A 23,201-nucleotide genomic window follows, 5' to 3' on the forward strand; every position below is an offset into this window, starting at 1 on the left:
CCGGACCACCGTCACGGATCTGCGGCCACACCTCAGAAGCTGGACGAACTCCCCGCGCCGCTGAATCCACCGCTGCTGTAACTCGCCGACCCACCGCTGCTGGCCTGCGTGATCTCGGTGGTGCCGTTCGACATACCGCTGCCGAAGGCAACCACGGGATAGAAGCCCCACGCCGGATAGGCCGTGCCGATGATCGAGGGCGCGGCCCGATAACCGGCACGCTCCTTGGACATCGCCGCGCGCAGCGTCTGGCGCTCGTCGTCGCTGCTCCCGACGGTCTCCACGACCCGGTCCGCCAGCGTCTCGAGGTGCTCGGTCAGCTCGTCCCGCGTGGCGCGTAGCCCGTCGAGGCCGTCGTCCGGCGAGAGCTGCGCGCTGCCCAACCGAACGCCGATCTCGTCCAGCCGGGCCAGCGCCGTCGCGGCGAACTCCCGCAAGGCATACGCCTCCGGCAGCTCGCGCACCTCGTCCTGCGCCTCCTCGGTCAGCAGCGGCTCAACCTTCTCCAGGTCCTCCCGCAGCGGCGAGACCTGACGCTCCCACGCGTCCGGCCACGACGTTTCCCGGTTGAGCAGGATCGCCGTGTCGGCGATCGCATCGTCCAGGTGGTCCAGCTCCCGCGCCTTGTCACGGTATGCCGTGAGCTGAGTCAGGACGTCCCTCCGGTTGTGCTTCGCCGGAGGCACCGCCTCGGCCTCGGCCCCGAGCTGGTCCAGCTCGCGCACCCCGCGCCGGTAGTCGTCCAGCCGACGGAGCACCTGGAAGCCGTAGCGCGACTCCTCGGGGATGCCAAAGGCATACCGCTCCGTCGCCGCCGCCTCCGCGTCGATGCTGGCCCGCCGCTCGCGCGCCTCGTCCATCATGGCGCGGCTCTTCCGCGACCGGTTGGCGCCGACGCCCCACCAGGTGCCGAAGCCGGCCAGCGCGGCGAGACCCGCCATGACCGGCAGCACGATGCCGCCCGCGGTGCGCATGAAGGGGGCGTTCATCCGCCCGGCCGCCTCCTCGACACCCGCGATGGCGCCTTCGCTCCACTCACCGGCGCGCAGGTCGTCCTTGGTCGCCTCCTGGATGTCTTCCTGGCTTCCCTCGCCCACCTCGCGGTTCTCGCCGAAGTAGGTGCCGACCAGCCGGCCCTCGGGGTCCACGGCGAAGAGGTAGAGGTCGTCGGCCCAGGTCTGACCGTCAGCGCTGAGCCACTCGGGCCGCGTCTCGCGGGCATGCGCCAGCGCTGCGTCGTTGAGCGCGTTCTCGTTGTTGTCGTCGGCATCACCGGCCACCGTCAGCACGGCCACGTCGGTCGGCTCGTAGAAGTCCACGTCCTCGACCGATGCCTCCACGGCAGCGACGTCGAGGATCCCCGCCTCGTCGTCGATCGTGATCGAGGTCGGTGCCAGCTCGGCCGGCTGCGAGGCGGTGTAGAGCGCCACGCTGCCACCCGCCACGGCGAGCAGTGCAACGCCTCCGATCGCTGCCCGCACGGCGTTGGGCACGCCACGGGAGGACGCGGTGGTCGTCGTGGCCTCTGGTGTGAACGTCATACCTCCACTGTGCCGAGAGGTGCGGGGACGCGCATCGGCCAGGCGAGGGATCTGGGTCCGTCGCGTGGCCGAGATCGTGGTGCACTGCCCCGACCGAGGCTCGCCGACGCGGGTTTGGTGCCCGCCACGACGGTGCCTACAGTGTCGCTCATGAGTGAGACCGGGGGAACACCTCAACCTGATGCGCCTCGTGAGCCGGCGAACCCGTGGGGGCCACCGCCCGAAGCTGCGCCGCGTCAGCCGCAGCGGCAGCCGGTCTACCCGGGCCAGGCGCCGGCGCCCTCGGGCGGAGGGTGTCGTGGGGCCGCAAGGGTGGTCGCTGGTGGTCCTCGGCGGGCTGTTCGTGGTGTTTGCGCTGATCCGGCTCGTGGCCGTGTTCGCGACGCCCGGGGGCGACATGGGCTACCGCATCGGGTATGCCTTCGGTCCCGCGCTGCTGGGTGCCGTTCCCCTCGTGGTGGGGTGGCTTCTGCTGCGCCGGCCCCGACGCTGAGCCGATCGCCCGTCCGGGTGCCGTCGCCCGGCCCACGACCTAGGTTGGGAGCGCACGGCATACCCGGATGAAAGGACGACGCATGGTCACCGACAACGGCCCCGAGCCGAACGCCTTCGACATCGAGACCGAGACGAGGGACAACTCCGCCTACCGCTCCGTGGCGTGGACGGGGAAGTACCTCCAGGTCACGCTCATGTCGATCCCGCCCGGCCAGTCCATCGGCCTCGAGGCACACCCGGAGACCGACCAGTTCCTGCGGCTCGACGCGGGGCAGGGCCGCTGCGTCATGGGCCCGGCCGAGGACGACCTGAGCTTCGAGCAGGACGTCTCGGACGGCTGGTCGATCCAGGTCCCCGCCGGCACGTGGCACGACGTCATCAACACCGGGGACGACGACATGCGTCTGTATGCCGTCTACGCGCCGACGCACCACGCCAAGGGTCTCGTGCAGGAGACCTTCGAGGACGCCGAGCGCGATGAGGAGTCCGGCAAGGACGTCCCGCCGGAGTGGACGGTGCAGCCCGGGTCGGGCGAGGAGGACCAGAAGGCCTGAGCCCGCTCGCGAGGGGCGTGGTAACTGTGTGTGGTCGTGGTAAGGCCGTGTCGCTATGACGGCACAGACTTACCACGACCTCACAGGGTTACCACGCCCTCGGGTGTGATCGGGAGCGGTCACCTGTCAGGGCGGGGTGGACCGTGCCGAGCGGGGTCGTGCGCCCGGACGATGTATCTGCAGCAGCCGGGGGGCCTCTCACTCCCGACCCGTGACCCTACCCTGGAGGCCCTCATGTCCTCGACCACGCCATACCGCCCGATCCGCCGACTCCACCTCGCGCGCGTCCTGGCGGCGTCAGCGCTGGTGGCCCTCAGCGCGTGCGGCGGCGAGTCCGCAGACTCCGGCACGTCGGACCCGGCCGCTGACGCCACCACCCCCGAGGCCGTCGAGACCGCCATGGAGGCCGTGGCCACCGCGACCTCTGACGAGGAGGTCGCCGCTGCCGCGGATGAGATGGCCGAGGAGATGGCGGCCGACCTCGAGGAGGCCCAGGAGGCCCGCGGCGGGGGCGGGGCGACCCTCACCGTCGGCGACGAGAGCTGGACCTTCGACTCCGTCCTGTGCGCGCTCGGCGAGGAGGAGACCGGGCAGGAGGGTGCGGAGTTCGTGCTCACGGGGATCCAGGACGGCGTGCAGCTCTACGTCACGATCGACGACTGGGGGCACTCGATCACGCTGGACGACATCGAGAACTTCGAGGAACCGACGGTCGCGCTGCGCTCGGCCGACGAGGGGGAGTTCCTCCAGCTGGACGGCACGCAGGTCAGCGCCGAGATGGCCATGATCGACTCCGAGTCCTTCGACCCGGCCGATGCCGTCGACGGCACGCTGGAGGGCAGCTGTCCTTGACCTCTGCCGCCGCGGCAGACCGTTGACCTGCAGCTCAGAGCCGCACTAGCCTCGGAGTGATCGTGCCTGACGCCCCGCGCGGGACCGCGGGGTGAGGGGAAGGGGAACGGCCGACCCCCGCACCGTGACGCGGGGGCCGGCCATCCCTCACCAGGTGGTCGGCTTCTCCGGCGTGTCAAGCCAGACCTCGAAGAAGGTGTCGAGGTCCTGGCCGGAGATGTCCGCGGCGAGCTGGCGATACTCCTGCGTCGAGATGTCTTCACCCGCGTAGTCGTCGATCACGGTGCGGGTCAGCTCCCAGAACGCCTCGTCGCCGATCTCGGCACGCAGCGCGTGCAGCATGGCCGCGGAGCGGCTGTAGATCGCCGGGTGGAAGAGGTTGAGCGGGCCGGGGTCGCTGAGCTGGAGGTCCCAGAACGAGCTGCCGGCCGGGGTCGACATGACGCCGTCAAAGCGCTGCTGCGCGGTGCGGCCGCCCTGCTCCTCCTCCCAGAGCCAGCTGCCGTAGGTCGCCCACCCCTCGTTGTGCCAGATGTCGGCCCAGCGGTTGACCGACACGTCGTCGCCGATCCACTGGTGCACGAGCTCGTGGGCCACCGTGGACTCGTTGGCACGGCGGGAGAAGAACGAGCGGGTCTGCGTCTCGAGGGCATACCCGACCGTGTCGTCGTCGACGATCGCGCCGTAGGCGACGAACGGGTAGTCGCCGAAGAGTCCCTCGAAGAAGGTCATCATCTCGCCGGTGAGCGCGAGGTTCTCCGAGGCCGACGGCGCCAGGTCGGCGTCGACGGCGTCGATGATCCGCACCCGGCTGGGCGTGCGGTACTCGTTGAGCACGTAGTTGCCGACCGACGCCGTCGCGAGGTAGGCCGCCATCGGGTCCGGCGCCTTCCAGGTCCAGGTGGTCCAGCCGTCCTTCGTGCGGTCGCGCACGAGCCGTCCGTTCGCGACCGCGACCAGGCCCTCGGGCACCGTGATGTCGAAGTCGTAGGTCGCCTTGTCGGTCGGGTGGTCGCTGGTCGGGAACCACGTCGCCGCGCCGTCCGGCTGGCTCACGACCATGGCGCCGTCCCGGGTGGTGACCCAGCCGTAGAGCGCGCCCTCGAGGTCGGTCGGCCGGCCGGTCGTGCCGCCGTACTCGACGATGACGCGCACCGAGCGGTTCTCGCGCAGGCCCGCGGCCGGCCGGATGGTGAGCTCGTTGCCGCCGTCCTGGGAGAAGTCCGCCTCTCGCCCCGCCACCTCGACGCGGGTCGCGGTGAGGCCGCGCAGGTCGAGGTTGAAGGTCTTGAGGTCCTGGGTCGCCTCCAGGAAGATCGTCGCCGTGCCCTCCAGCTCACCCGCCAGGGGTGCCGGAGCCGGCCCGGGCGGTTGGTAGCGCAGCTCCAGGTCGTAGTGCCTGATGTCGATGCCCCCGTTGCCCGCCTGCGGGAGATAGGGGTCACCCGCGCCGTCGGCACCCTCGACGAAGCCGGGATCAGCCTGGCGGTCGGGGGCTGCGGTAGCGGCGCTCGTCGCCAGGGGCGTGGCGAGCAGGGCGCTCGCGGCCAGGGCGGAGGTCAGCGTGCGGCGATGCATAGGGGCTCCTCAGACTCGGGAGGGCCAGCCTTCCCCGTCGCCGGGGCTGCGTCAAGAGGTCTTTCCTCGGTATGCCGCCCGCTCACCTCAGGCGCTGGCCGCCGGGTTGCGCGCTGGCTCGCGGGGGTGGCATGTCAGCCCTGGCCCCACGGTTGCCTGCCGCCCCACGGTCCAGGCGAAGTCCCCACTGTTTGAGCAGTGGTGGAAGCCAGCAACCGTGGGGCGAGCCGATCCCCGTGGGGCCATCTCAGCTCGGTACACCCGCCTGCGCGACTGCTGAGTCCCCACGGTTGCCTGCTAGCCCCACTGTTGCGCGGAGTCCCTACTGCTGGAGCCGTGGGGGCGCCGAGGAAGCGTGGGGTCCCTGGCGAACCGGAGGGACAGGAGCACAGGCATACCTCAGGATGAAGGTCCCGCGCCGACTCGTCCCCGGAGGCCCCATGAGGTTCAACCCACCGCCCACCTGGCCCGCGCCACCAGAGGGCTGGTTGCCCGACCGGTCCTGGTCTCCCGACCCCGAGTGGGGCCCAGCGCCTGAGGGCTGGTCCTTCTGGGTCGGCGACGACGGCTACCCGACGACCGGCCCGGCCGGCCACTACGGCGCCCCGGGCCGCAGGATCAAGCGCAAGGTCATCGGGGGAGCGGCCGCCGCCTTCATCGCCGGCCTGGTCCTGGCACCCGGCGGCACAACCGCCACCGACGCCGCGAGCACCGTCACCAGCACGGTCACCGCCACCGGCACCACCGAGACGGTGACGATCGAGCCTGAGCCTGCCGCCCCCACCACGGTCACGATCACCGAGCAGGCGGCCGCCGAGACCGTCGTCGAGACGGAGACGGCCACGGAGACGGTGGAGGTCACGCATACCGAGACGGTCGTGGAGTATGTCGAGGCCGAGGGAGGTGCCGGGGGCAGCGTCGGCTTCTACGACAGCGGCAATGGGAGTGGTGACAGTGGTGGCAGCGTCTACTACCAGAACTGCGATGCCGCCCGGGCCGCAGGTGCCGCGCCCGTGCGCGTCGGTGATCCCGGATATGGCAGCCACCTCGACCGCGATGGCGACGGGGTCGGCTGCGAGTGGTGATGCGGTCTCGGCCCCACGGTTCGGCTGAGTCCCCACGGTTCCGCTGAGTCCCCCCGGGGAGGTGCTGGCCCCACAGTTCAGCTGACTCCCCACTGCTACAACCGTGGGGGGCGGCCACCAACCGTGGGGCGCGCTGAGTTCCGTGGGGCACATAGCCCCTGTCCTAGCGTCTGCCCCTCCCCGTGATCGGTGAACCCTGTGCTGGCCGGGAGGGAGCGCCGGTGGCCGTAGGGTGCCGCCATGACCAGTCCCGAGGGCCCTCGCCCCCACAACGAGCGCGCGGCTGAGGACGCACGTCCCCGCCGTGGCGTGGCCCGGACGATCGGCGGCTGGCTCATGGTGGTCGTGGGCGCCCTGGTCATCGGCCAGGCGGTGCTGCAGGTGATGTCCGCGATCGTGGGCGGGGGAGAGGGCTTCGGCGGCCGGCTGGCCCTCGCGCTGGGACCGGCGATGTTCGGGATCATCTTCCTCGGCTTCGGGCTGGTGCTGCTGCGCCGGCCGACGCGGCGCCGGCCCGCCCCCACTGCGGAGTGACCTCGGTCTAGCACGACCTTCATCGGGAAAGACGCCGATGCAGGTCGTGCTATCCCGTGGTCACTCCCAGAGGAGGGGCCCGAGGGTGCCGAGGAGGACATGGAGGGCGAGGAGCCTCGCACCAGGTGTCCTGCGTCAGTGCCCGTGTGAACGATGACGGCGGTGGTATGAGCGCTCAGAGGGACAACGCTATCCGATGCGGTGCCCCGTGGGTATGCCGTCACGCGCGTCGCGTCGTCCAGGTTGCGGGAGTGGACGGGCGAGGCTGCTGGAGTGGGCAGGCGAGGCTGCTGGAGTGGACGGACGAGGCTGCTGGTCAGCGGGGTGGGGTGCTCTCGCGGAGCTCGACGACGCCCTCGACCCGGTGCACGCGGGGGGTGTCGGCCGGCTCCTCGACAGCCATCGCCATCGCGGCCCGGCCGATCTCCTCCAGCGGCAGCCGCACCGTGGTGAGCGCGGGGCTGACGTCGCGCAGCGTCGGGATGTCGTCGAAGCCGCAGATCGCCATGTCGTCCGGCAGGGTCAACCCGCCGTCCCGGCAGGCGGCCATCGCCCCCATAGCCATGACGTCGTTGACCGCGAAGACGCATTCCGGTCGGTCTCCGCCGGCGAGCACCTCCTGCATCGCGGCATAGCCGCCGTCCCGGGTGAAGGCGCCGTGGACGGTCCGGGGCTCCGCGCCACCGGCCGCGACGAAACCGCTCGCGAAGCCCTCCGTGCGGTCGACCGCGGTGAGCAGGCCCTCCGGCCCCGCGAGGACCGCCGCCTGCCGATAACCCTGCCCGGCCACCGCGGTCGCCAGCGCCTGGGCGCCGCCCCGGTTGTCGAGCACGACCGTGTCGACCTCGAGCCCCTCCTGGGTGATGCCCACGACCCGGGCACCGCTGTCGACGGTGCGGGCGATCTCGGTCTCCAGCTGGTCCTGATCCGGGCCGCCCTGCGACCGGCTGCCGGCGAGGATCACGGCCCGGGCCCGCTGCCCGCGCAGCACGGTGAGGAAGTCGATCTCCCGCTCGGGGTCGCGCCCGCTGGCGCACAGCGAGACGAGCAGCCGGTGGGCATCCGCCTCGGTCGCCACTCCCGCGGCGATGCTGGAGAAGTAGGGGTCGGAGATGTCGGAGACGACCAACCCGACCACGTCGGTGCGCCCCCGCGCCATCGCCTGCGCCTGGGCGTTGGGGGAGTAGTTGAGTCGCGCCGCCGCCTCGCGGACGGCCTGGGCCAGGTCGGGGCGCACGGTGCGGGTGCTGCCGTTGAGCGCACGGCTGGCGGTGGCGATCGACACCCCGGCCTCGGCGGCGACATCGACCAGCGTCGGTCCACGCTGCTTGCGAGCGCGCATGGGCGGGTCCTTCCAGGCGGTCACGGGCGTCCTGCGCAGTCTACGTCGCGCCGCCGCGCGCGGCGGCGGTCGACGGCATACCGACCCCCAGAGTGTTCCCTCGAAAGCCCCGTGCGGTAGGCGGCGAAAAACGGTTACCGACTCGAAGGAGAGAAACCATGGCGACGCGCACCCTGCGGATCGCGATGAATGGCGTGACGGGCCGGATGGGCTACCGTCAGCACCTCGTCCGGTCCATCCTGCCCATCCGTGACCAGGGCGGGGTCGTCCTCCCGGGCGGTGAGCGCGTCACCGTCGAGCCGGTGCTCGTCGGCCGCAACGAGGACAAGCTGCGCGCCCTGGCCGAGCAGCACGACGTACGCGGAGATGAGCTCGGTCAACCCCGTCGTCGTGCTCGCGGGAGCGCTCGCGGGTGAGGGCGACCCGGAGACCCTCGCCACGGCATACCTCGCCTCCGCGACCGGGTCGGCCGGTCAGCTGTGCACCGCCCCAGGCCTGCTCTTCCTGCCCGAGGGCGACGCCGGCGATGCCTTCGTCACGGCCCTCGCGGAGCAGGCGGGGGAGGCGGAGGGACAGCCGATGCTCACCGAGGGTATCGCCGGTGCGTGCAGCTCTGGCGCCACCGCCCTGGCGCAGCATCCCGGGGTGGTCGAGCTGGGCTCCGGGACGCCCGGCGACGGCGCGAACGCCCCGGCTCCCGCGTTCTACGCCACCGATCTCGCGACCTTCTCCCGCCGTGAGGAGCTCGGCGCGGAGGTCTTCGGCCCGGTCTCCCTCGTCGTGCGGTATGCCGACACCGCGGCGCTCGAAGACACCCTCGCCGGGCTCGAGGGTCAGCTCACCGCGACCCCGCACCTGGACGAGACCGCGGAGGAGGACCTGGGCGCGGCCCGCCAGCTGTCCCCGTGCTGGAGGAGTGGGCTCGTCGGCGGGTGGCCGACCGGTGTGGACGTAGGTCACACCACGATGCACGGCGGGCCGTTCCCGGCGACCTCGGACCCGGCAACGACCTCGGTGGGCACGCTCGCCATCGATGGCTTCCTGCGCCCGGTCGCCTACCAGAACCTGCCCGACGCGCTGCTGCCCGAGCCGGTGCGCGACGACAACCCGTGGGGCCTCACCCGGCTCGTCGACGGACGCCTCGAGCCGGGTGCGGCGCACACCAGGCACTGAGCCGCTGGGCGTGTCTACCTCACGGGCGTCCACCCAGCACCGGACGTGCGTTCGCCACCGACCCGATGAGCAGCGTCACGAACGCGCGTCCGGTGCGTCACGAACGGGCGTCCGGTGCGGGACGAACGCGCGTCCGGTGCAGAAGAGGAAGGGAGAGGGGCTGGCTCAGCCGCGCTCGTCGTCGCGCCGCGGGGGCGGCGGGGCGGAGTAGGGCTGGTCGGGGTCACCCTGCGGCTGCCCGTAGCCTTGGCCCTGGCCCTGGCCGTAGCCCTGGCCCTGGCTCTGTGACCCCGGCGGCGGGGGAGCGGAGCCGCCGCCCCAGCCCTGCTGCGGCGCGTCCTCGGGTGCTCGGCCGTACTCCTGGTCCGGCTGGCCGTAACCCTGCTGCGGCTGGCCGTAACCCTGCTGCGGGTAGGCGTGGTCGGTGCCGTAACCGTAGCCCCCGGCCGGAGCGGCCGCCGCGCGGTTGTCGCGACCGCGCCCGACGAGCCAGAGGATGAGGCCGATGATGGTCAGCAGGCCCAGCGGGAAGAGGCCGAGGATGGCGATGGCCCCGACGCCGGCGCCGATCATGGCGCTGAAGTCGAGGTTGGGTGTCAGGGCCGGGGAACCCCCGTCACAGCTGAAGGTGTGGTCGCCGGACGTGGTGGCCTGATAGGTCCCCACGATCGTCACGCCCTCGGTGCCACCCTCCAGGGACGAGTCGGCGGCCAGCTGACCCTGGCTCCCGTCGGGCAGCGTCACGGTGCACGTCGTGCTCGACCCGCCCGTCTCGTCGAGGACCAGGCGCAGGTCCCCCTCCTCCATCGGCACCGTGGCCTCGCCTCCCTGCAGGCTGGTCGCGTCGCTGCTGAAGTCGTCGACCATCCCCGCCGCGCGGCTGAACCCCCAGATCGCCACCCCTGCGGTGATGATCGAGAGCACCAGACCGACGATGAACATCCACTTGCCCGCGGTGGTCATCCCGCTGCGCCGTTTCACCGGCTGATTCCCATAGCTCATGGCCCGAGCCTAGCCTCCGGGACGCCCCGAGGCGTCGATCTCGTCCTGGTCCTGTCCATCCGGCTCGCCGTCGACCCACACCAGATCGCCGGACCGGACCAACTCGTCGATCTGCTCGGGGGTCAGTGAGGCGAGCTCCTCGTCGGTGAGCTCGATGTAGTCGCTGTCCGCCGGCGGTTGCCCTTCGTCGTGGTCGGGCGACCCAGATCCGGTCAGCTCGCCTTCCGCGCCGTCGTCACCGTCGCGGGCCTCGTCCTCCCACCACTCGTCGGCGCCCTCGGCCGGCGGTGCCGCGTCGTCGAGGGCGGCGTCGTCGAACTCCTCGTCACCACCGCCGCGCACGACGAGCAGCAGCACTCCGCCGATGAGGAGCATCGAGAGCCCCACGAAGGATCCGAGGGTGCCCAGCACGAGTCCACCGAGCCGCAGCAGGGCGTTGGCCGGCCCGACCTCAGGGGCGACGACGACGCCGCGCCCGGCGCACTCGATGTCGTGCTCACCGCTCTGTGCCGCCTGGAACGAGCCGACGACCTGGAAGCGCGCCAGCGCTGTGTCGAGGCCCACGCGGCGGCCCTGGTCTGCGAGCGACTCGAAGGGCAGCTCGCCGCCGGGACCGGTGATGGTGCAGGTGATCTGCTCGACCGGGGTGGGGGCGATGTCGCCCGGTGCGATGAGGCCGCCGGTGACGTAGAGGGTGCGGTCGTCGCCCTCGCTGAGCGAGACCGTGGCAACGCCGTCGAGCAGCTCGGCCGAGTTGCTCTGCAGGTGGTCCAGCAGCGAGCGGGTCGCCCACCCTCCGAGGAGGGTGACGACCAGCGAGACCACGGCCAGCAGCCCGCCCAGGCGCACCAGGTGGCGCCCCGAGCGCCGCAGCCGGGCTCGGCTGCGGCTGGGACGGTCCGGTGCATCGGGGGCGTCGGGGGACATGGGGAGAACTCTAGGCGGCACGGTCGACCTGACGTCGGGTACGGCGCGCCGTCAGCCCTGGCCGCGCTGCTCGGACTCCGTCGCCTGGCGCAGCACCAACCGGGTCCACGCCCCGACGTAGATCCGGTCGTCGCGGTCGATCTCGACGCGCTGGCCGGGCGAGAGCGGCGTGGTCGGCACCGGCTCTCCCACGACCCCGACGAAGGTGCCGTTGCTGCTGCCGAGATCCTCGATCCACCACCGCCGCCCGTCGCTGGTCAGCTGCGCGTGCCGGCGCGAGACGGCGCTGTCGGCGCCGGCGTCGACGTCCGGCCGGGCCCCGAGGCTGCTGGACGGGCGCCCGATGAGCGCGACTGAGCGCCGCACGACGACGACGTCGGGCACGCCGGCGCTCGGGCACGCCTCCTCGGTCTGCTGCACGGCATACCAGTCCGGGTCGATCCACACCTCCACCACCCAGGTGTCGGCCAGGTCGCGCGAGGGAGGGGTATGCCGTGGCCGCGCGTGCGACGCCGTCGGTGCCGGGTCGGGGGCCTGCTGCTCGAGGCCCTCCGGCCGGTCCTCCGGCTCAGGGGCGGGCGCCGGCTCGAGCTCTGGCTCGGGCTGGGGCTCCTTCTCGGCAGCAGGCTCGGGGGCCGCATCAGGTGTGGCCTCGGTCTCCGCCTCCTCCTCGCGCTCGAGCCCCGGCTCGGCCTCGGGCTCGGGCGCTGTGACAGGCTCGTGCTCCGTCACGGTCTCCCGCACAGGCGCCGGGTCGACGACGGGCTCCGGCTCGGTCTCCGGCTCGGCGTCCAGGGGCAGCGCGCCGGTGGTGAAGTCGTAGCCACAGCTCTCGCAGAACAGCGCGTCGGCGACGTTGAGGGCACCGCAGTGCGGGCAGGTCTGTGTCGGGGCGGTGGCCGGCGGCCCCAGGTCGAGCACCGAGCCCGCCGCGCCGTCACCGTCGGCTCCGGACATCTCACCCGGCACCGGCGGGGCCGTGGCCGGCGTGGCGGCCCGCAGCGGCGCCGCGCCGATGGGCGTCCCGCAGACGTCGCAGTAGTCGGTGGCCTCGGTGTCATGGCCCTCGGGGCAGACGACCATCAGCCGGGCCGGACGCGCGTCGTCTTGGTCGAGGCCGTGTCGAGCTCCATCTCGTCGAGCCGGTCCACGTGCCGCCGCAGCCGCACCCGGCCGGTGGCGGCGTCCTCGATGTCCACGACCCGGGACAGCCGCGAGGTGGCCGCCTCGTCACCGGTCTGCCGGGCCAGCTGCACCGCCCGCCCGAGCCGCGAGGTAGCAGTGACGTCGTCGCCCATGGCCTTGGCCTTGAGGCCGTCCTGGATCGCCGAGGCGAGCTCGGTCTGGCCGGTGTAGTGCGCGACCTCGGGGCTGATCTGGGCGGTGAGGACGTCGTCGGCGGACCACGCGGCCTTGACCAGACCCTGGGCCCGGACCTCACCGCCCACCACGAGCTGCACGCGGGAGGCCAGCTGCTCCTGCCCGACCGCCTTGGGCGCCAACCGGACCGCCACGTGGTAGTCACGCGTCTCGTCGCCCCAGGCACCGGTGTCGTAGCCGCCGGTCAGCGCGTTGACCTCCGTGCGTCGACCGGAGAGATCCTCCAGCGTGGGGCTCACCTGCTTGACGAAGAGCACCTCCGCCCCCTGCGGCGCCCAGACCCGCAGCTCGGCATCGCTGATGCCCTTGCCCATCGAGCTGGCCATGAGCGTCGCGAAGTCGTCGCTCAGCCCGTCCCAGGTGCGGATGAGCTCGACCCCACCCATGAGGGCCTCCGCGATGCGCCGGACCTCCGCGACCTGCCAGGCCGCCCCCAGGCCACGGCAGTCCGCCTGGAACCGGCCCCGGACCTGCTCCAGCGCCCAGCTCAGCTCCTGCGGGGTCTCGTGCTGGTTGGCGCCGTCGGTCAGCAGGATCGCGTGCTTCTTGGACAGCGCGGGCACGGTGCCGAAGAGCTGGGCCGCCGCGAGCAGCCAGCGCCCCATCGCCGTCCCTCCGCCGGGCTGCAGCCGCTGCAGCGACCGCTTGGCCTCGAGCCGGGTGAGATCCGACATCCGCGCCATCGCCGCGGACGTGCCGTTGGGATAGCACAGGGCCGCCTCGTGGTTGCCCGCCACGATGGCGAACCACACGCCGTCGACGATCTGGTCCAGGGCGGCGGACGCGGCATACGCCGCCGCCTGGACACCCTGGACGTCCATCGAGCCGGACACGTCGACGATGATGATCTCCCCGGCCTCGCCGGAGGAGCTGCTCATCGGCGCCACTGTCCCGGCGCCGCTGCACGTCACCGACACGATGGCGTGCACGTCGGTCCCGCCGTCGGGCAGGAACTCGTTCTGGTGCACGGTCGAGGTGAACTCAGCCATGGGCACCATCCTGCCTGTCGCCCTCACGGCGGGCGAGGGCGACCGTCACGTTGTCCGCACCACCGCGACCGTTGGCCCAGCCGACCAGCGCCTCCGCCAGCGCCAGCGGGTCGTCAGCCCGCTGCGCCTCGGCCCGCACGACGGCGGCCAGGTCTGCCGGCTCCGACGCGTAGTTCCACAACCCGTCGCTGCACAGGAGCACCCAGCCGGGCGCCGAGACGTCCTGCGTCGCGAGTCGGGGCCGGTGGTCGGGGGAGTCCGGCCCGAGCCAGCGGGTGATCGTGTGCCCGAGCGGCCCGGCCTCCGCCTCGGCGCGGTCCATCCCCGCCTGGATCTGCTCCTCGGCCATGGAGTCGTCGGTCGTGAGCCGCACCGGCTCTCCGTCGTCCGGGATCCAGTAGGCGCGGCTGTCGCCGACCGATCCCACGGTGAGCTCGGCGCCCTCGACGACTCCCGCCACGAAGGTGCACGAGGGTCCGCCGTCGGGAAGGTCGGTCGCGCCGGCCACCTCGGCCACGGCGGCCGCGGCAGCGTCTGTCGCACGCACCAGGCGCTCGCTGGCCGAGCCTTCCGCCTCCGTGAGCGCCGCCAGGGCGGCGTCTGCAGCAGCCAGGCTCGCCTCGTCGGAGCGGGGCGCGCTGGAGACGCCGTCGCAGACCACCAGAGCGGCGCGATCAGGTCGGCCGGGCGCACCGGTCTCGGCCCACACGGCCATGGCGTCCTCGTTGGAGGTATGCCGTAGGCCTCGGTCGCACACCGCCGCCACGCGAGAGCTCGGGGCCGCGCTGAAGTGGTGCCGTGGGTCGGGGCGCCGCTCGCCGCACTGAGTGCACCAGCCGTCGGCGTCGTAGGCGCCGCCGCAGGCCGCGCAGGTGCCGTGATCCTCGGGCTCCGGCGCCGGTGTCGGAGCCGGATCCGGGGGCAGATCACCACCGAGCACGAGCATCGGCTCGGGCAGCGGCGGCGGTCCCTCGCTGAACGGCTCGGGCTCCGGCACGTCTCCATCTGGGTGGGGGCCGTCCGGTGCGACGGGCTCCTCGGGCGCGACCGGGTCCGGCGGGTCGAGCGGGCGCACCTCTGGCTCGGCCGACCCCGGTGCGGCCTCTCCGGCCTCCGGCGTGCGGCCCGGGGCCGGGAGCGGCATCGTCGGGTCGTCGGGGAGCGCCTGCCCGGCCCCGTCGTCGGTCGCTCCGGATCGCTGCTGCTCGGTCATGTCCAGCTCCAGGGCCGGACCGCGTTGGCGCGGTCGATGAGCCCGGCCCGCTCCTGCGGGTCGGGGGTGTAGTCGGCGAGCACGTGGTACTCCTTCTCCAGCGCGCGCTGGAGCGCGTCCCGGGTCACGGGCACGTCCCCGAGGCGCCAGTCCGGCTTCTCGCCGTGCTGCGTGACCTCGGCGAGCGCCTGCTCGAAGATGGTGGCGTTGAACTGCGCCCGCTGCCGCGGGTCGAGGGTGAGGCGGCGCACCGACAGCATCGACTCGCGCAGGTCGGCCAGGCTGCCGCGGTGGCGCAGCAGCTCGGCCCGCAGCCATCGCGCCCGGGGGTGGGCGCGGCTGCTGGCCGGCACCGAGTCCAGCGCCTCGATCGCCCCGGGCACGTCGTCGCGGCCGAGTCGGACCCGGTGCAGACCGAAGGCGGCGGGAGCGACATACCCCGCGTCTGTCCGCCAGGCGCGCTGGTAGTCGAGCTCGGCCGCCTTGCTGTAGCCCCCGAGCTCGGTCGCCAGGGCGAGGGCGAGGCGCGGCGCGATCTCGCCCGGGAGGGCGTCGCGGACCGCCGCGAAGTGCCCGGCGGCCTCCTGGGCGCGGGCGGCGGCGTCCTCGCCCTCGGCCTGCGAGACGCCCCACAGACCCTGGACCCACGAGGCTCGCCAGTCCCAGGGATCCTCGGCGAGCAGCCCGCGCACCGCGTCGTCCACCCAGGTCCGCTGCCCCATCCGCACCCCGGCCCGGGCCCGGGCGAGGAAGACCTCGGGCGTCTCCTCGGGGGCGCGGCTCAGCGCCTCGTAGGACGCCATCGGGTCGCTGGTGGACTGGCCGGAGATCCAGTCCAGCATCGGGTCCGTGTCGTCCCGCTTGAGCTCGGGCAGCTCCCACCAGGCCAGCTGCTCCCCGGTCGAGACGGGCGGCTCGAAGGCCGGGCTGTGCGCCGAGAGCGTCGCCGGGCGGCCCTCGCCCTGGGCGGAGACGACCTGGCGCAGCACCCCGATCATCTGGGTCCGCAGCTCCTCCACCGTGAGGAAGCGGTCGTTCGGGTCGGGGGCGCAGCAGCGGGCGACGAGGCGGTAGAACGCGTCGTGCTCGGTGAACGCCGGCACCTGCGACATCGGGGGGAGGGAGTCGACGTAGTCGCCCTGGTAGCCGCGGAACTCGAAGGTCAGCACGCACAGCGTGCGGCCGATCGTGTAGATGTCGGAGGCGACCGACGGTCCCACCTCGGCGACCTCGGGTGCCTGGTAGCCGACCGTGCCGTAGATCGGGGACTCCAGGTCGTCCTGGCGGCGCACCCCGCCGAGGTCGATGAGCTTGATCCCGTCGCCCTCGTGGATGAGGTTGTCCGGCTTGAAGTCGCAGTAGAGCAGGCCCAGGTCGTGCAGGTGGGTGAAGGCCGGCAGCGCTTCGATGACGTAGGCGAGCGCCTGGTCGACGGGGAACGGCGTGTAGCGCCCGGCCTCGCGCATCCGGTCCTGCAGCAGCTGCTTGAGCGAGCGCCCGCCGACGAGCTCCATCACCGTGTAGGCGTCGCCCTCGTGCTGGACGGTGTTGTAGATCTCGACGATGAGCGGATGCTTGACCTGGGCGAGGAACTGCTGCTCGGCCACCGCCGCGTCGAGCGCGTCGTCGTCGCCGGTGTTGAGCAGCCCCTTGAGCACCACCCACCGGTCCGAGACGTTCTTGTCGCGGCCGAGGTAGATCCAGCCCATGCCGCCGTGCGCCAAGGCCCCGACCACCTCGTACTGCCCCGCCACCAGGTCGCCGGGGGAGAGCTTGGGGGTGAAGGAGTAGGGGGCGCGGCACTGCGGGCAGAAGCCCTGCTGCCGCCCCTGGGCCTCCCCGGCGCCGCGGCCCACGTCGGCACCGCAGACCGGGCAGACGCGTCGGTCCTCGGGCACCTGCGGGTCGTCCATGACCTTCTCGGTCGGGTCGGTCACCGGCACGTCGGGAACGTCGGTGAGGCCGAGCCCGAGGCGCGAGCGGCGCACCGCCGCGGTGGCGCGCTGCCGCCGGACCCGGGCGGCCCGCACCGCCTGCCGGGTCTGGCCGGGGGCGGGGGTCGCCGCGCCCTGCGCGGAGTCGGCCGTCGGGTCGGCCGCGCCGCCGGCCGCGTCACCGGCGTCACCGGTCGGCGCGCCCGTGCCCTCCTCGCCGTCCCTGTCCTGGGCCGCGCCGGAGCCCGGTGCCGGGGTGGGTCCCGGCTCGCCGGATGCCGAGGTGGACGCCGCACCGGCGACGGGCGTGGCCGCGACCGGGGTATGCGTGGGCTCCGGCGAGCCGCAGACGTTGCACCAGCCGTCCTCGTAGGAACCGGGGCACCCGGGTTCGAGACAGGGGTTCACAGCCGCACTCCCATCGTCCGCGCGAAGGCTTCCTGAGCCTGCACCAGCGCCTCGAGCCGGGTCAGGTCGGTGGGCCGGTCGGCGAGCAGTGCCGCGGACTGCTCGGCCAGGCTGCCGATGGCGGTCGCCGCCGCCTCGTCACCCGCCAGCGCCGCCCGCACCGCCGCCGCGCGCTCGGCGAGGTCGTCACGGCGACCCAGCGCAGCGGCATACTCCGACTGCGCCATGGTCAGGGCGCGCTCGACGCGCTCGAGCCGGCCGAGGTATGCCGTGAGCTCGGTCGGGTCCCCCGGCACCGGTCCGAGGGCGCTCGCGTCGGGGATGCCGAGGGTGGGCGCGGGCGCGACCGACTGTCGGGCGCGCCCGGCAAGGGCCCGGACGGCCTGCCCCCGGGCGGTGAGCTCGGCGACCTCACGGGTCGCCTGGGCGTGGTCGGCCTTGGCGTGGGCGCGGGCGGAGGCCGCGACGATGAGGTCGCGCTCCACGGTCGCGGCCTGTGACTCCAGCGGCCCGAGCAGACCGCCGACGTCGGCGCCGCGGCGCGCCCGCTCGGTGATGTCGTCGAGCCGGTCGTCGAGGCCGCGATAGGCCTCCTCCGCGGACTGACGGCGTGATCCGGGGATGAGGCGCACCTGGTCGGCGATCCGCTCGAGCTGCTGGCGCAGCCCGCGCAGCCGACCGGTGAGGTCGGGGTCGGAGCCGTCGAGCCGCAGCCGGGAGCGCAGCGAGGAGGCGAGCGAGTCGGATAGGCGGCACGCCTCGGGCAGCGAGACGGCCAGCGCCTGGGTGCCGCGGGAGCCCGGCTGCTCAAGGGTGCCCCAGACGAGGGTGGTGATCCGGCGCCGCTCGCTCTCGCCGACGCGGCCGCTGTCCCAGGTCGCCTGGATGAGCGCCAGCCGGTCGGCGACCGCCTGCCAGAGGGTCATCGACAGCGTGACGTCCGGGGTCACCCGCACCCGGTCGCCGGGGTCGTCGAGGTCGAGGGCGGCCTCATCCAGGGCCGCGAGCTCGGTGCGGCGCTGGTCCTTCCAGCGCAGCATCGCGTCGAGATAGGCCAGCAGCTCCCGGTCCGCGACGTCGGCCCCGAGCGAGCCCGGAGCGACCGGTGCGACGGCATACTGGCCGCTCATGCCGCACCCTCCCGGCGACGACGCAGGACCTCCAGACCGACCCCAGCGAGGGGGACGAGCCCCGCCAGGGAGAGCGCAACCCAGGTGCCGCCCGAGGCGTCGCGCGCACTGGCGGCCACGACCGCGTCGCGCGCCTGCAGCACCGACACCAGGGCATCGGCGTGGACGGCCTCCGTCTCATCCACCAGGCGCAGCGCCACCTCGGTGACCTCCTCCGGCGCGCCTGAATCCATCGCCTCCCCGAGCGCGGTGCGTGTCTGCACGAGAGCCACCTCCGGTGGCGCGTCGCCGAGCGGGCTCCACTCCGGGGACCAGTACCTTCCGTCCTCGAGCTCCCAGGCGTCGAGCGCATCGATGCCGAGCACCACCTCCAGGTCCCGGCCGGTGCTGTCGACCACCTCGTCGCGGCGATCCTGCGCCTCGTCGTGGCGTGCCGAGGCGTCGGCGAGGGTGCGGTCCACGGGGGGTGCCATGACGGCCACCAGCACGGCCGGGATGAGCGCTACCGCACTCACCGTCGCGGCCAGGCGGGCGCCCCGGCGGGCCAGCACGAGGGCGACTCCGCCGAGCAGCAGCACGCCGCCGACGAGCAGCACCGTGCTCCACGTGCTCGAGGTGTCCAGCGCCTCGCGGGCCCGTTCCACGTCGGTGCCGGAGACGGCATACCCCAGCCCTTGACGGGTCTCCTCCCAGCTGGTGGCCAGCTGGACCGGTCCGGCGTCGGGGTTCTCCAGCACCTGCGACGCCGTCTGCTCCACGTCGTCGAGCACGTAGCCGGGGAAGGCGTCGGCGAGCTCGGCCGCCTGCCGCGTCAGGCTGAGGCTGACGAGCTCACCACCGTCGCCGCGCGGCAGCTCCCGGTCTGCCTCGTGCAGGAGCACCTCGCGGTCCAGGGCGATGACCGCGTCGGCGGTGAGGACGTGGGCCCGGTCCTCGGAGGTGAAGGCCCGGACCGCGCTCGCGGGTGCCTCGCGCTCGGCCACGGCGCTGCCCGCGGCGAGACTGCCGGTGGCCAGGGCGAGCAGGGTCAGGGCCGTGCCGAGCGCCGGCACCCGCCGGCTGTTGATCTCGCGCGCCCCGGAGAGCAGGCGGCTGCGGCTCGACCGGGATGGCGTGGTCGAGCCGACGGACACCCGCTCCACCGTGCCGCCCTGACCGAGCTGGCTGGCACGACGGCGCAGCCGTCGCTCGGTCCGGACCAGCTCCCGCTCCGCGTCGTCGATCTGCCGCTGCCGCTGGGCGAGCTCCTCCTCGGCACGGCGGCGTTCCTGCGCGAGGCGCTCCTGGGCCCGCTGCTGCTCCCGCCGGGTGTCTTCGCGCAGCCGCGCCCGCGACTGCTCCAGCCCGGCCTTGAGCCGGGCCAGCTCCTCGGGGGTGGTGTCCTCGACGTCGGGGTGGTCCTCGCCCAGCACGAGCATCGGGGGCAGGTCGGGTGCTCCGCCGTCGCGCCCCGCGTCGTCGTCGTGGCGGGTGGGCCCGCTCATCGATAGTCCTGCAGCCGCCGGGAGATGCCGGTCCAGGCCAGCACCGAGGCCACGAGCCCGAGCAGCAACGCCGCTCCGGCGGTCACCAGCGCAGGCGCCCCGACCTCGGAGGAGACCGCGGACAGCTGCGTGTCGAGCTGCTCCTCCAGGGCGCCGGTGAGCTGCTCGAAGTCGGCCTCGCTCTCGGTCAGACCCGTGGAGTCCGCGCTCGCCGACGCGACAGATTCCCAACGCTCCGCGAGCACGGGGTCGCCGACGGCCCCCAGCGCCTCGCCCGCCTCCGCGGCCTCGGACTGCCAGGCGCTGTCGGTGCCGAGTGACTCGGCATACTGCGCGGCCCGGGCGTCGTGGATCTCCTGCAGCGCGGTCGCGGTGGCACCGGTCTCCTGCAGCTGCTCGTCGTAGCTGAGCGGGAGGGCCGCCGGGTTGGCCGACACGTAGGTCAGCCCTGCCGTGATGAGGGTGGCGACCAGGAGGGGGACGTTGACGATGCGCCTCGTGCGCAGCGCGAGGACCGCCATGATCGCGACGAGGACCACGGTGGACGCCGTGCCGACGGTCGTGGTGAGCATCGAGCCCGACCCCGCGCCGAGGTCGTCGACGTGGCGCTGAGCCGTCTGGGAGACGTCGTCGCGCACCGCGTCGGCTCCCGTGGACGCGGCCAGGTAGTCCTGCGCAGCGCTGCTGGCGCCGGTGCCCGCGCCGGTCGCGGCGCGCTCCGCCTCGACGACGAAGGTGGACCAGGCCTCACCTGCGATGCTCGCGTCCTCGCCCAGGGAGCCGAGATCCCGCCCGGCGGCGGCGACGGCCTCGTCGAAAGCGTCGCGGGCCTCCTCGGGGTCGGCGTCCGCCACCCGGGCCGCGCCGAGCTGCTCGGCCTCGGCGACCAGCACCACGGCGCGCTCGGCCGACACCCAGTCGCCCACGACCACGTTGGGCGCGGCCTCGACCCCGTCGGTCGAGAAGCTGCCGGTGGCGACCAGGCCCGTGAGCAGCGCCGCGGCCGCGGCCGCCGCCCGGGCGAAGCGCAGCAGCCGGGGCGTGGTCGACTGCAGCCGCTGGTCCCCGGCCGCACGCTGCGCGACCACCGGCCTGGCCGCGGCGGCCTGCTGCTGCGGTGCGCCCGCCTGCGGCGACGAAGGTGCGCCGGTCTGCGCGGCCGGTCGACCGGCCGTGCTGCCGGGCTGCTGGGTGGGCTGTCCGGTCACGGATCCTCCCGCTCGCCGCGTTCGGCGTCCTGACCGTCCGGCGCGTCCGGCTCGGTCGGCTCCCCGGCCCCCTCGCTGTCACCGGTGGCGCCCTCGACCGAGAGATCCACGGCGTCCCGGTCGTCCATGTCCTCCACCGTCAGGGTGCGGAGCATCGCCAGGTCGATCTCGGCCTCGTCCTCGCTGTCGCCGAGGTCGCGCAGCCGCCACGCGTGCCGGCCGATCGCGGCCTCGAGCAGGTTGCGGGCGAAGCGTCCGTTGCCGAAGCTGGGCCCGCGCGGGGTCGCGGCCAGGATCTCCCGGAAGCGCTCCAGCGCAGCGTCGTCCAGCTCGTAGTCCATCCCGCCGGCGAGGTGCTCGAGGATGGCGGTGAGCTCGTCGTCGCTGTAGTCGTCGAACTCGATGATCGTGCGGAAGCGGCTCTCCAACCCGGGGTTGGTCGCGATGAACTCCGCCATCGGCTCCGGGTAGCCGGCCACGATGACGACGAGGTCCTCGCGGTGGTCCTCCATCTCCTTGACGAGGGTGTCGACGGCCTCCTTGCCGTACTGGTCACCGCCCAGGCTGTAGGCCTCGTCGATGAAGAGCACGCCCCCGAGCGCGCTCGCGGCGACCTCGGAGGTCTTGACCGCGGTCTGCCCGAGGTAGCCGGCCACGAGCTCGCTGCGGTCGACCTCGACCAGCTGGCCGGTCGACAGCAGGCCCAGGGCGCGATAGATCCCGCCCACCAGCCGGGCGACGGTGGTCTTGCCGGTGCCGGGGTTGCCGACGAAGACGAGGTGCCGGGTCAGGGTGGCGACCTTGAGCCCGGCCTGCTGCCGCCGCGCGTCCATCTTGAGCAGCGCCACCTGGCGGTGGATCTCGCGCTTGACGGTGTCGAGGCCGATGAGCTCGTCCAGCTCGGCGAGCAGCTCCTCGACCGAGCGCTCCGGCTCGCCTCCCTCGTCGTCACCGGGCGTCGCGTGTGGTTGCTCAGGCACCCCACCGGGCGTCGCCTGCGGTTGCTCAGGCACCCCACCGGGCGTCGCGTGTGGTTGCTCAGGCACCCCACCGGGCGTCGCGTGTGGTTGCTCCGGAAGGGCCCCGGTCGCTCCGGGGGGCGCCGGCGGGACGGCCGGGTCCGGATGGAAGGTCTGGCTGCCCGCCGAGAGGTTCGTGAGCATGTCGCGCACCTGCTGCGACTGCTGCTGCGCCCGACGCAACAGATCCGCGCTCCAGGTATGCAGTGCGCCGGGGTCGGACGACATACCTGAGTTCGGCTGCGGCGCAGGGGGATCCGTGCTCGGTGGGGTGAGTCCGGCGGTCGGCGATCCCGGCGCGTGCGCGGGGGCCACCCCGGCGGCGGCGAGCTGAGGTCGGGCGTGCGAGAGCGCGCTCCCCACCGCGGTGGACCCGACGCCCGGCAGCGAGGCCGCCGCGGTCGCGACGTCCGCCAGCGCCTGGGCGTAGCCCGCCGCGCGCGGGCTGCGCTCGGCGACGAGCGTGGAGAGCAGCGGGGTCGGGATCGAGGCATACCGGCGGCCCTTGGGCACCGCCCCGAAGAAGTCGCTCGGGGGAAGGTCGAAGGCCTCGGCCCAGACCCGGTGGTTGGCGTTGGCCTCGCTGCTGTTCTCCAGCACGGCCGCGGCGAGGTAGCGGCCCTCGGTGCGGACCGCCTGCTCGTCCAGCCCGGCCTCGCGGCCGACCCGGGCGAGCAGGTCGACGGCGTCGGTCAGCTCACTCATCCGTGCCCTCCCTGCGGTGGTGCCAGCGGGTCGATGCCCGCCTCGTCTGTCTCGTCGGCCTGATCGGCGCCGTCGGCGTCCTCGGCACGCCCGTCCGCCGGTGGCTGCGGCACCGGGGCGTGGTCCTCCTCGGTCACCCGCAGCGCACCGCCCGCCCCGGGGGAGCCGAACTTCTCGGCGATGAACCGGCCCTGCGCCACCAGCTCCTGGGCATCCTGGCGATAGACCGCGTCGAAGACCCGGTCCATCGTCAGCCCCAGGAGGTCGAGCTGGTCGACCAGCACCATGAGCGAGGTCTTGGCGCCGTCCACGGGGCGGGTGTCGGCATACCGGCGGGGGAGGCGCTGGTAGGACCCGATGGCCTCGGGCAGGTAGTCGGTGGCGGTCGCGACGACGGTGTAGCCCAGGTCGCTGCCGCTGACCTTCTCCAACCGGGGCACGGTGTCGCGGACGGTGTCGATCACCCGCGCACCGCGGGCGACGACCACCGACGGCAGCGCCGCGGAGGAGAGCAGCTCCTCGGTCTGGTCGAGCGCGGCATACACGTCCTGCGCCGTGGGTGGCGGGGGCAGCGTGAGCCGGTCCGCCTCGCCCGCGCTGCTGGGTGCCCGACCCAGCATGCGGTCGAGCAGGTCGGAGAAGCCCACG

General features: G+C 73.4%; 20 protein-coding genes and 1 pseudogene. 7 read left to right on the plus strand and 14 right to left on the minus strand.

Going from position 1 to position 23,201, the window contains the following annotated elements; genetic code table 11:
* Positions 1–32 precede the first annotated feature (32 nt).
* Positions 33–1,541, minus strand: a complete 1,509-nt coding sequence (locus tag AC5PYY_RS09815; protein WP_493896632.1) for a DUF5129 domain-containing protein — start codon at positions 1,539–1,541, stop codon at positions 33–35.
* 298 nt (positions 1,542–1,839) lie between these two features.
* Here AC5PYY_RS09815 and AC5PYY_RS09820 point away from each other — a divergent pair, with 298 nt between their 5' ends.
* The 3 genes from AC5PYY_RS09820 to AC5PYY_RS09830 all read left to right on the plus strand — a co-directional run bounded on the left by AC5PYY_RS09820 (position 1,840) and on the right by AC5PYY_RS09830 (position 3,442).
* Positions 1,840–2,034, plus strand: a complete 195-nt coding sequence (locus tag AC5PYY_RS09820; RefSeq protein WP_493896633.1) for a hypothetical protein — start codon at positions 1,840–1,842, stop codon at positions 2,032–2,034.
* A gap of 82 nt (positions 2,035–2,116) precedes the next feature.
* Entirely contained in the window at positions 2,117–2,590 is a 474-nt protein-coding gene (locus tag AC5PYY_RS09825; protein ID WP_493896634.1) for a cupin domain-containing protein, read from the plus strand.
* 234 nt (positions 2,591–2,824) lie between these two features.
* Positions 2,825–3,442, plus strand: a complete 618-nt coding sequence (locus AC5PYY_RS09830; protein ID WP_493896635.1) for a hypothetical protein — start codon at positions 2,825–2,827, stop codon at positions 3,440–3,442.
* A 147-nt stretch (positions 3,443–3,589) separates the two neighbouring features.
* On the opposite strand, the gene AC5PYY_RS09835 is transcribed toward AC5PYY_RS09830, so the two are convergent.
* Positions 3,590–5,020 carry a M1 family metallopeptidase gene (locus AC5PYY_RS09835; RefSeq protein WP_493896636.1) on the minus strand — a complete coding sequence of 477 codons (1,431 nt, stop codon included), beginning with the start codon at positions 5,018–5,020 and terminating at the stop codon, positions 3,590–3,592.
* A 440-nt stretch (positions 5,021–5,460) separates the two neighbouring features.
* On the opposite strand from AC5PYY_RS09835, the gene AC5PYY_RS09840 reads away from it, so the two are divergent.
* Together AC5PYY_RS09840 and AC5PYY_RS09845 are read left to right on the plus strand one after the other, a co-directional pair.
* On the plus strand, positions 5,461–6,105 hold the full coding sequence (locus AC5PYY_RS09840; RefSeq protein ID WP_493896637.1) for an excalibur calcium-binding domain-containing protein: 645 nt from the start codon (positions 5,461–5,463) through the stop codon (positions 6,103–6,105).
* Between the two features lie 240 nt (positions 6,106–6,345).
* Positions 6,346–6,639, plus strand: coding sequence for a hypothetical protein (locus AC5PYY_RS09845; RefSeq protein WP_493896638.1), 294 nt, complete (start codon positions 6,346–6,348; stop codon positions 6,637–6,639).
* A 316-nt stretch (positions 6,640–6,955) separates the two neighbouring features.
* Here AC5PYY_RS09845 and AC5PYY_RS09850 read toward each other — a convergent pair whose 3' ends face one another.
* Complete coding sequence (locus tag AC5PYY_RS09850; protein ID WP_493896639.1) at positions 6,956–7,981, minus strand: LacI family DNA-binding transcriptional regulator; 1,026 nt, start codon at positions 7,979–7,981, stop codon at positions 6,956–6,958.
* A gap of 158 nt (positions 7,982–8,139) precedes the next feature.
* Between AC5PYY_RS09850 and AC5PYY_RS09855 the strand changes: the two are divergent.
* Both AC5PYY_RS09855 and AC5PYY_RS09860 read left to right on the plus strand, forming a co-directional pair.
* Positions 8,140–8,340 (plus strand): annotated as a pseudogene (locus AC5PYY_RS09855) (Gfo/Idh/MocA family protein); the annotation flags it as partial.
* Between the two features lie 7 nt (positions 8,341–8,347).
* A complete protein-coding gene (locus tag AC5PYY_RS09860; protein WP_493896640.1) occupies positions 8,348–9,154 on the plus strand; it encodes an aldehyde dehydrogenase family protein in 807 nt (268 codons plus the stop codon).
* Between the two features lie 165 nt (positions 9,155–9,319).
* Here the strand turns inward: AC5PYY_RS09860 and AC5PYY_RS09865 are convergent, their stop codons facing one another.
* The 11 genes from AC5PYY_RS09865 to AC5PYY_RS09915 are packed head-to-tail and all read right to left on the minus strand — an operon-like array spanning position 9,320 to position 23,200.
* Positions 9,320–10,156: a hypothetical protein gene (locus AC5PYY_RS09865; protein WP_493896641.1), complete on the minus strand. Its 837-nt coding sequence runs from the start codon at positions 10,154–10,156 to the stop codon at positions 9,320–9,322.
* A gap of 9 nt (positions 10,157–10,165) precedes the next feature.
* The gene (locus AC5PYY_RS09870) at positions 10,166–11,083 is read right to left on the minus strand and encodes a hypothetical protein (RefSeq protein WP_493896642.1); all 918 of its coding nucleotides are present in this window, start codon (positions 11,081–11,083) and stop codon (positions 10,166–10,168) included.
* A gap of 51 nt (positions 11,084–11,134) precedes the next feature.
* Positions 11,135–12,166 carry an FHA domain-containing protein gene (locus AC5PYY_RS09875; protein ID WP_493896643.1) on the minus strand — a complete coding sequence of 344 codons (1,032 nt, stop codon included), beginning with the start codon at positions 12,164–12,166 and terminating at the stop codon, positions 11,135–11,137.
* Positions 12,166–13,452: a hypothetical protein gene (locus tag AC5PYY_RS09880; protein ID WP_493896644.1), complete on the minus strand. Its 1,287-nt coding sequence runs from the start codon at positions 13,450–13,452 to the stop codon at positions 12,166–12,168. The genes AC5PYY_RS09875 and AC5PYY_RS09880 overlap by 1 nt, the downstream gene beginning before the upstream one ends.
* A complete protein-coding gene (locus AC5PYY_RS09885) occupies positions 13,445–14,665 on the minus strand; it encodes a PP2C family protein-serine/threonine phosphatase (RefSeq protein WP_493896645.1) in 1,221 nt (406 codons plus the stop codon). The genes AC5PYY_RS09880 and AC5PYY_RS09885 overlap by 8 nt, the downstream gene beginning before the upstream one ends.
* Positions 14,662–17,007, minus strand: coding sequence for a serine/threonine-protein kinase (locus tag AC5PYY_RS09890; RefSeq protein ID WP_493896646.1), 2,346 nt, complete (start codon positions 17,005–17,007; stop codon positions 14,662–14,664). Before AC5PYY_RS09890 ends, AC5PYY_RS09885 begins: the two co-directional genes overlap by 4 nt.
* Positions 17,004–18,137: a hypothetical protein gene (locus AC5PYY_RS09895; protein WP_493896647.1), complete on the minus strand. Its 1,134-nt coding sequence runs from the start codon at positions 18,135–18,137 to the stop codon at positions 17,004–17,006. Before AC5PYY_RS09895 ends, AC5PYY_RS09890 begins: the two co-directional genes overlap by 4 nt.
* Positions 18,134–19,621, minus strand: coding sequence for a hypothetical protein (locus tag AC5PYY_RS09900; RefSeq protein WP_493896648.1), 1,488 nt, complete (start codon positions 19,619–19,621; stop codon positions 18,134–18,136). The genes AC5PYY_RS09895 and AC5PYY_RS09900 overlap by 4 nt, the downstream gene beginning before the upstream one ends.
* Positions 19,618–20,829, minus strand: coding sequence for a hypothetical protein (locus AC5PYY_RS09905; protein ID WP_493896649.1), 1,212 nt, complete (start codon positions 20,827–20,829; stop codon positions 19,618–19,620). The genes AC5PYY_RS09900 and AC5PYY_RS09905 overlap by 4 nt, the downstream gene beginning before the upstream one ends.
* A complete protein-coding gene (locus tag AC5PYY_RS09910; RefSeq protein ID WP_493896650.1) occupies positions 20,826–22,553 on the minus strand; it encodes an AAA family ATPase in 1,728 nt (575 codons plus the stop codon). The genes AC5PYY_RS09905 and AC5PYY_RS09910 overlap by 4 nt, the downstream gene beginning before the upstream one ends.
* On the minus strand, positions 22,550–23,200 hold the full coding sequence (locus tag AC5PYY_RS09915; RefSeq protein ID WP_493896651.1) for a hypothetical protein: 651 nt from the start codon (positions 23,198–23,200) through the stop codon (positions 22,550–22,552). The genes AC5PYY_RS09910 and AC5PYY_RS09915 overlap by 4 nt, the downstream gene beginning before the upstream one ends.
* Position 23,201 lies beyond the last annotated feature (1 nt).

The organism is Serinicoccus sp. JS2-9 (genome assembly GCF_059025165.1).